Raw genomic sequence first — 7555 nt, 5'->3', positions numbered from 1 at the left:
AACGAACTCGGTACGGGCATTCGGAGGAAATAACTTGACCATAAAACGCTCCATCAATCAGAGCGTTGCTACGACCATATGACTTTGCCGGGCATTTACGGGCCGTAAGTGACCCCGCGTTGGAGTAGAAGGGAGGGGTTTCAGCAGGCTTCTATCGCCTCGCGGGCCAGTTCCTGCTGCCGCGGAGTGCCGACCCGTTCCGCCCACTGCGCGGCGAGCTGGAACTCCACCATCGCCTCGGTGCAGCGCCCGGCGTCGTGCAGCGTCCGGCCCAGGCTGTTGTGCAGTGCCGCGAGCCACTGTTTGGTCCGCTCGTCGTTCACGGTGGACGCGTATTCCAGGGCGCTGCGGGTCCAGGTTTCGGCGTGGGCCGAATCGGCAATGGCGAGCATGTGCAGCGCGTCCACGGCCAGGAATTCCTCGCCCAGATGGTCCGCGAGCTCGGCGGCCTGTTCAAGGAGCGGCACGGCCATCTCGGCGTGCCCGCTGGAGTTCAGCACCCGGCCACGTTCCAGCAGCACGCGGACAGCCACGGTGGGTTCGCCGCCGTCGACCGCGTCCAGCAGCGCGTCGGCTTCCTCGAACCGGCCCTGCAGGCCGATGGCGCGGCCCAGCTGGGTGGTCAGCTCGGCGCGTTCGTCGGCGTCGTAGGCCGGATCGGCCGCAGCCGCCCGGAAGCGGGCTTCCGAGGCCTGCGGGTCCTCAAAATTCCATAGTTCATCAAGGGTGGTTTGGTTCAGCATTGCCTGCTCCTGATCAGCTCTCACCTGCGGCCAGTTGATGTGCACTGTCAATGTATCGGGAAGTGATGAGTCGTTGGGCGGCCTTGGCCGCTCCCCCGCCAGCGGCGTAGAACCAGTTGGAGTGCCGGCTGAAGGCGGCGATGGTGAAGGTCACGGCGCCGGCGGCGTCGATAGAGACCTCAAACGCCTCCTCGCCGCGCTCCGGTGGCCGGGCAGTGTGCCGTAGCCGAACCCTGCTGACTGCACCGCGTTTTCAGGGGCCGGGCGCCGGACCCACACGACCTCGCACGGCGCCTTGATCCTGAAGGGCCCGATGCCGAATCCGCTGACAATCCGTGAGCCGGCCTCCACCGACCCGGTTTCGGTCCGGACCCGCAGCCCGGACCGGCGCTGGATCTGCCAGCTGAGGATCCCGTCGGCGACACGGCGGTAGGTTTCGAAGCCCTCGCCGAGGTGGGCGCGGGCCTGGGACCGGGCGAAGCCCTCCGGTGACCGGCCCTCTCTGGTGAACCCGATGCCGGGGTAGTTCAGTTCGCCCCGGGCGATCCGCACATTCATGCCCGGCCGCCGTCGGCCAGCCGCGCCCAGCCCAACTGCTCCTGCTGGCGGCGGCTCAGCGAGGCCACCACGAGGTCGTAGGAATCCTCCACCAGGTCGCGCACCATCGCATCGGGCAGGGACCCGTCCAGGCGCACCCCGTTCCAGTGCAACTTGTTCATGTGCCACGCTCCGGTGATCTCCGGATGCGCGGCGCGCAGCTGTTCGGCCAGGGCGGGCTCGCATTTCAGGCTGACGGAGAAGTCGGCCGCGGCCAGGGCGGAAAGGGCGAACATCCTGGCGTCACCGCGGCCGCCGCCGGACACCGCGGCCCGCACTTTGAAGACAGATGTCTCCGGCCCGAACGGGAAGTCCTCGAAGGCGCCGGGAAAGCCCAGGCAGATTCCCCGGAGTGCAGCTGGATCCATGCTCCGAGCCTACTGGGAGGCCCGGACATTCTGCAGGCATTACTGCTGCGGCCGCCGGCCGCACCAGTCCCGGCGCCGGCGGACGACCGGTCAGAGGCCGAAGCGCCTGGCGTCCTGCGCCGGGCAGGCGTTCATGATGACGTCGAGCCCGGCGGCTTTCGCCCGGGCCGCGGCCGCTTCGTCGATGACACCGAGCTGCATCCAGACAGCCTTGGCGCCAACGGCGATCGCCTGATCCACCACGGCCCCCACCCTGTGGGAATTCACAAAGCAGTCCACGACGTCGATCGGCTGCTTCTCGGCGGGAATCTCCGCGAGCGCGGCGTAGCCGGTTTCCCCGTGCACAGGATCGGCCGGCAGGTTCACCGGAATAATTTCCATCCCGAGCCGGTCCCGGATGAACAGGGACGTGTCATAGGCGGCCCGCCACTGGTTCGTGGACAGGCCGACAATGGCCCACCTCCCCTTGGTACGCATGAGCTTTTCGAGGACTGCCGGATCGTTGACGTGGGCCATGTGCACAGCCTAACCGCCAGGGTGCTGCCGGGGCGGCAAGACCCCGCACGCCCGGCGGGCAGCCGCCTTACCCCACCGGTCACGGACCGGTCGAGATGCCCGTTGAGATGCCGGTCGAGATGCCGGTCGAGATGCCGGTTTCGAATAATCGACCGGCGGCCGGCCCGCGGACCTGGAAAGGCCGAATATTACGCAGGACAACCGGCTGCATTTGGGAAAAGGCGCCGATTCCGTTTTAGTTGGAGGCGACCATCCCGAGCGGCCGAGAGACCTGGATCGATGAAGCCGCAGCAACCCTGGTCGCCGTTATCCGTCCCTGGATGCCGGCGATAGCAAGGTATGGAGCCAAGGGAACCGCCGGACTGACCACCGGCACAAAGGCTCATTCCGTAGGGTGCTACTGCCAGGACCGATGGAGTAACCCTATGACTGCTGTCCTGTCCTTCTCCGCGCCTGAGACGTCCCTGGACGCCCGCGCCGGAGCCGCCCCCAGCACCCCGGCCCTGCCGGTTGCCTTCCGTGCGCTGCGCCGCACCTTCGGCGCCGGCGCAGAAGCCCAGACCGTTCTGCACGACGTCGACTTCGAGATCCACGCCGGGGAAGTCCTGGCCATCCTCGGCACCTCAGGCTGCGGCAAGTCCACGCTGCTCCGGGCCGCCGCCGGACTCGACTCCCCCACCGCCGGCAGCGTCGAAATCGACGGCACTCCCGTCCAGGGCATTGATTCCCGCTGCGCCTTCGCCTTCCAGGAACCGCGCCTCCTGCCGTGGCACACCCTGCAGGCCAATATCGCGATCGGCCTGCCGGCCGGCATCAGCGCCCGGGACGGCAAGGCGAAGGTGGCCCGGCTGCTCGACCTCGTGGGGCTCACGGACTTCGCCAAGCACCGCCCGCGGGAAGTTTCCGGAGGCATGGCCCAGCGCGCCTCGCTGGCCCGGGCACTTGCCCGCAACCCCGGAGTCCTGCTCCTCGATGAACCGTTCGGCGCGCTCGACGCGCTCACCCGGATCAGGATGCAGGACCTGCTGCTGGACATCCACCGCGCCGAGCCCACCACGGTGCTGCTGGTGACCCACGACGTCGACGAGGCCCTTCAGCTTGCCGACCGCATCATCGTCCTGGGCAAGGACAGCTCCGCCGATGAAGGAGCCGGCGCGACGATCGTCCGCACCGTGGCCGTGCCCGGCGAGCGCCCCCGGGACCGCGGTTCCGTGGACCTCGCCCGGCTGCGCGCCTCGCTCCTGGCGACCCTCGGCGTCGACGGCCACTAGCCGCCGCACCGCCCGGGTCCGCCTCGGATTTCCCCGCCGCGAACGCCGCAGCCGCTGCTGCGTCCGCCCGCCTTGCTCCACCACTCGTCATTCCCGTTCGCTTTTCGCTTCAATCGCGTCATACCCCAGAGGATCCCCATGTCATTCGCCCCCAAAGCCACCCGCCGGTCCGTTCTCGGTGCCGCCGCCGTCTCCGCTGCCCTTGTCCTCACGGGCTGCGTCGCAGGGGAAGGGTCCGGCGGGTCCCCCGAGGCGAACGCCGCCGTCGAGAGCGGCACGCTTAACATCGACTTCGCCACCTATAACCCGCTGAGCCTGGTCATCAAGGAGAAGGGCTGGCTTGAAGCCTCCCTCAAGGACCAGGGCGTCACCGTCAACTGGGTCCAGTCCGCCGGATCCAACAAGGCCAACGAGTCGCTGCGCTCCGGCGCGATCGACGTCGGTTCCACCGCCGGATCCGCCGCGCTGCTGGCCCGCGCCAACGGTTCCCCGATCAAGACGATCGACATCTACTCCCAGCCGGAATGGGCCGCCCTGGTGGCGAAGGAGTCCTCAGGCATCACCACCGTGGCCGACCTCAAGGGCAAATCAGTGGCCGCGACGAAGGGCACCGACCCTTATTTCTTCCTGCTACAGTCCCTCTCCGAAGCCGGGATCCCGGCCAAGGACGTCACGGTGCAGAACCTGCAGCACGCGGACGGCCGGGCCGCGCTGGAGAACGGCTCCGTGGATGCCTGGTCCGGGCTGGACCCGATCATGGCCGGCGCGGAGCACAAAGGCGCCAAACTCTTCCACCGGAACCTCTCCTTCAACACCTACGGCTTCCTCAACGCCACGGAATCCTTCCTGAAGGCCAGGCCGCAGCAGGCGCAGGCCGTGGTCAACGCCTACGAGAAGGCACGCGCCTGGGCCGCGGCCAACCCGGACGAGACGGCCCGGATCCTTGCCGACGTCGCCGGCTTGGACCTCGCCGTCGCCAAGACCGTGGTGCTGGAGCGCAGCAACCTGGACGTGGATCCGGCACCGGGCGAGGCGCAGCGCCAGGTCCTGGCGAAGATCGGCCCCACGTTCGTGGAGACCGGCGACGTCGCCAGCCAGCAGCAGATCGACGACGCCGTCGCCTCCCTTCTGGATGACTCGCTGGTGAAGAAGGCGGACGCGTCCGCCATCAAGGACTCCTGATGACACAGCTCAGGAATCCCGCCGGCACCGGCACTAAGGTCGCGGACGGGCGCGCTGCAGCCGTCCCCGCCACTCCGGCAGACGCCGCCCGGCCGGGCCCGGCCCGCACGGGTGCGGGCGGCTCCCCGGCGAACAGATGGTCCCCCGCCGGGATCCTGGCCAACGGCTGGGCGCGGCTGCTCCTGGGATGGATCATCCCCGCCGCGGTACTGGCCGCCTGGCAGCTGTCCACGGCTGCCGGGGTCTTCAGCGTCGTCCAGCTCCCGCCGCCGGCCATGGTGCTGGAGGCCGGACTCGACCTCCTGCAGCGCGGGCAGCTCGGCCAGCACATCGCGATCTCCACCCAGCGCGTGCTGATTGGCTTCGCCGCCGGCGCTGCCCTGGGCCTGGTGTTTGGATCGCTGGTGGGCCTGTCCAGGTTCGCCGACGCCCTGCTGGCACCGACCATCGGCGCCCTCCGCGCCGTCCCCTCGCTGGCGTGGGTGCCGCTGCTCATTCTCTGGATGAAGATCGGCGAGGACTCCAAGATCACGCTGATCCTGATCGGCGCTTTCTTCCCGGTGTTCACCACCGTCTCCCTGGCGCTGCGCCACGTGGACCGGGACCTGGTGGAAGCGGCGCGCGCGTTCGGCCTTAAGGGCGTCAGGCTGCTGACCACGGTGCAGCTTCCGGCCGTGGTGCCGGCCGTTTTCTCCGGCCTCCGGCTGGCGCTGGCCCAGGCCTGGCTGTTCCTTGTGGCCGCCGAACTGATCGCCTCCTCGATGGGGCTCGGCTTCCTGCTCACGGACTCGCAGAACAACGGCCGCACCGACCGGCTCCTGCTGGCCATCGTGCTGCTCGCCGTCATCGGAAAAACCACCGACGCACTGCTGGGCCTGGCCGAGAAATGGGCGGTCAAACGATGGGCGTAACCACACAAACGGCCCCGGTCACGGAGGCCGAGCGCCTCGCCTTCTGGGAGGAAGCGGCCCTCCGGCTCGACTGGGAGGACGTTCCCGGGCAGGACAAGCCGTGGCACACCACCCACCGCAGGGTCCCGGCCGACGTCGGCGCCGGCACCGGCCCGGACATCACCTGGTTCGACGGCGGCAGGCTCAACGTCGCCTATAACTGCGTCGACCGCCATGTTGCGGCGGGACGCGGGGACAAGGTGGCCCTGCACTTCGAGGGCGAGCCCGGCGACCGCCGCACCATCACCTACGCCGGACTGCAGCGCGAGGTCTCCCGGGCCGCCAACGCCCTGCTGGGCCTCGGCATCAGCAAGGGCGACCGGGTGGTCATCTACCTCCCGGTCATCCCGGAAACCGTCATCATCACCCTGGCCGCGGCCCGCATCGGAGCCATCCACTCGCTCGTCTTCGGCGGTTTCTCCGCGGAGGCGCTCAGGTTCCGGGTGGAGGACACGGGCGCCAAGCTGCTCGTCACCACCGACGGGCAGTTCCGCCGCGGCGTCGCCGTGCCGGTCAAGGACAACGCGGACGCGGCCGTCGCCGGGGACAACGCCATCGATCACGTCCTGGTCGTCAACCGCACCACCGCACCGGACCTCCTGGACACCGTCCCGATGACCGCGGGCCGGGACGTGTGGTGGCATGACGCCGTCGGGCAGGCCTCCGCGGACCACACGCCGGAAGCGTTCGACGCCGAGACCCCGCTGTTCATCATGTACACCTCCGGCACCACCGGTAAGCCCAAAGGCCTGGTCCACACCTCCGGCGGCTACCTCACGCAGGCGTCCTGGAGCTTCGAGCACCTCTTCAGCAACCCGGACCCGGCCCTCCGCGACGGCGACGTCCACTGGTGCACGGCCGACCTCGCGTGGGTCACGGCCCACACCTACGAGCTGTACGGCCCGCTCTCCAACGGCGCCACCCAGGTGATCTTCGAGGGCACACCCAACACCCCGCACCCGGGCCGGCACTTCGAAATCATCGAACGCTACGGCGTCACGCAGTACTACACCGCACCCACCCTGATCCGCTCGCTGATGGGCTGGTTCCCGGACGGCGTTCCGGCCGGCTACGACCTCTCCTCCATCCGTCTGCTCGGCACGGTCGGCGAAGCCGTCAACCCCGAGGCGTGGCGTTGGTTCCGGAAGAACGTCGGGTCCGGCACGGCTCCCGTGGTGGACACCTGGTGGCAGTCCGAAACCGGCGCCACCATCCTCTCCCCGTCCCCCACCGACACCGAGTTCAAGCCCGGCTGCGCCGCCCGGCCGCTGCCCGGCGTCAGTACCCGGATCGTGGACGACGCCGGCACCACTGTCCCGCCGGGCGTCCAGGGCTTCATCGTCGTGGACGCCCCCGGCCCCGCCATCGCCCGCACCGTCTGGGGCAACCCGCAACGCTACTTCGATTCGTACTGGCGCCAGTACGCCGAACAGGGCTGGTTCCTCGCCGGTGACGGCGCCAAGTACGACGACGACGGCGACATCTGGATCCTCGGGCGGGTGGATGACACCCTCAACGTCTCCGGACACCTGCTCTCCACGATCGAGATCGAATCGGCCCTCGTCTCGCACCCGGACGTCGTGGAGGCCGGCGTCTGCCCGGTCGCGGACCCGAAGACCGGCCACGCCGTCGTCGCGTTCGTGGTCCTGAAAGCTTCGGCGGCTACGGAGCAGATTACCGCCGATTTGCGGGCCTGGGTCGGAGACAAAATCGGGCCGATCGCCAAGCCGCGCGACGTCGTCGTCGTTCCCGATGTCCCGAAGACCCGCAGCGGCAAGATCATGCGTCGGCTGCTGACCCAACTGTTCGAAGGAACCACGCTGGGTGACACGACCTCGCTGCAGAACGAACCGTCGATCGCCGGCATCCAGACCGTCCTGCGTGAACGCAAGAACAAACCCGAACTACCCCAGAAGTGAGGAACTCCC

At 68.8% G+C, this 7555-nt stretch carries 7 protein-coding genes and 1 pseudogene; 4 read left to right on the top strand and 4 right to left on the bottom strand.

Annotated features, from left to right (window positions below; translation table 11 throughout):
* Window positions 1-140 precede the first annotated feature (140 nt).
* The 4 genes and pseudogenes from ACZYZ3_RS19095 to ACZYZ3_RS19080 all read right to left on the bottom strand — a co-directional run bounded on the left by ACZYZ3_RS19095 (window position 141) and on the right by ACZYZ3_RS19080 (window position 2224).
* The gene (locus ACZYZ3_RS19095) at window positions 141-743 is read right to left on the bottom strand and encodes a tetratricopeptide repeat protein (RefSeq protein WP_463965362.1); all 603 of its coding nucleotides are present in this window, start codon (window positions 741-743) and stop codon (window positions 141-143) included.
* Between the two features lie 13 nt (window positions 744-756).
* Window positions 757-1301: pseudogene (locus ACZYZ3_RS19090) on the bottom strand (DUF1990 domain-containing protein).
* Window positions 1298-1708: an MmcQ/YjbR family DNA-binding protein gene (locus tag ACZYZ3_RS19085; RefSeq protein WP_463965361.1), complete on the bottom strand. Its 411-nt coding sequence runs from the start codon at window positions 1706-1708 to the stop codon at window positions 1298-1300. Before ACZYZ3_RS19085 ends, ACZYZ3_RS19090 begins: the two are co-directional and overlap by 4 nt.
* A 90-nt stretch (window positions 1709-1798) precedes the next feature.
* Window positions 1799-2224: a CoA-binding protein gene (locus ACZYZ3_RS19080; RefSeq protein ID WP_463965360.1), complete on the bottom strand. Its 426-nt coding sequence runs from the start codon at window positions 2222-2224 to the stop codon at window positions 1799-1801.
* A 425-nt stretch (window positions 2225-2649) separates the two neighbouring features.
* Here ACZYZ3_RS19080 and ACZYZ3_RS19075 point away from each other — a divergent pair, with 425 nt between their 5' ends.
* The 4 genes from ACZYZ3_RS19075 to acs all read left to right on the top strand — a co-directional run bounded on the left by ACZYZ3_RS19075 (window position 2650) and on the right by acs (window position 7546).
* On the top strand, window positions 2650-3495 hold the full coding sequence (locus tag ACZYZ3_RS19075) for an ABC transporter ATP-binding protein (RefSeq protein ID WP_463965359.1): 846 nt from the start codon (window positions 2650-2652) through the stop codon (window positions 3493-3495).
* A gap of 138 nt (window positions 3496-3633) precedes the next feature.
* Window positions 3634-4677 carry an aliphatic sulfonate ABC transporter substrate-binding protein gene (locus ACZYZ3_RS19070; protein WP_463965358.1) on the top strand — a complete coding sequence of 348 codons (1044 nt, stop codon included), beginning with the start codon at window positions 3634-3636 and terminating at the stop codon, window positions 4675-4677.
* On the top strand, window positions 4677-5588 hold the full coding sequence (locus tag ACZYZ3_RS19065; protein WP_463965357.1) for an ABC transporter permease: 912 nt from the start codon (window positions 4677-4679) through the stop codon (window positions 5586-5588). Before ACZYZ3_RS19070 ends, ACZYZ3_RS19065 begins: the two co-directional genes overlap by 1 nt.
* A complete protein-coding gene (acs, locus tag ACZYZ3_RS19060; RefSeq protein ID WP_463965356.1) occupies window positions 5564-7546 on the top strand; it encodes an acetate--CoA ligase in 1983 nt (660 codons plus the stop codon). The genes ACZYZ3_RS19065 and acs overlap by 25 nt, the downstream gene beginning before the upstream one ends.
* Window positions 7547-7555 lie beyond the last annotated feature (9 nt).

Source organism: Pseudarthrobacter linnaei, from assembly GCF_055412825.1.
The sequence above is the reverse complement of the archived record's forward strand: the minus strand, read 5'-3'. Positions and strand labels throughout refer to the sequence as shown.

Coding starts and splice junctions, on each gene's coding strand:
- ACZYZ3_RS19095 (WP_463965362.1), bottom strand. CDS start 743: ATGCTGAACCAAACCACCCTTGATGAACTATGGAATTTTGAGGACCCG.
- ACZYZ3_RS19085 (WP_463965361.1), bottom strand. CDS start 1,708: ATGGATCCAGCTGCACTCCGGGGAATCTGCCTGGGCTTTCCCGGCGCC.
- ACZYZ3_RS19080 (WP_463965360.1), bottom strand. CDS start 2,224: ATGGCCCACGTCAACGATCCGGCAGTCCTCGAAAAGCTCATGCGTACC.
- ACZYZ3_RS19075 (WP_463965359.1), top strand. CDS start 2,650: ATGACTGCTGTCCTGTCCTTCTCCGCGCCTGAGACGTCCCTGGACGCC.
- ACZYZ3_RS19070 (WP_463965358.1), top strand. CDS start 3,634: ATGTCATTCGCCCCCAAAGCCACCCGCCGGTCCGTTCTCGGTGCCGCC.
- ACZYZ3_RS19065 (WP_463965357.1), top strand. CDS start 4,677: ATGACACAGCTCAGGAATCCCGCCGGCACCGGCACTAAGGTCGCGGAC.
- acs (WP_463965356.1), top strand. CDS start 5,564: ATGGGCGGTCAAACGATGGGCGTAACCACACAAACGGCCCCGGTCACG.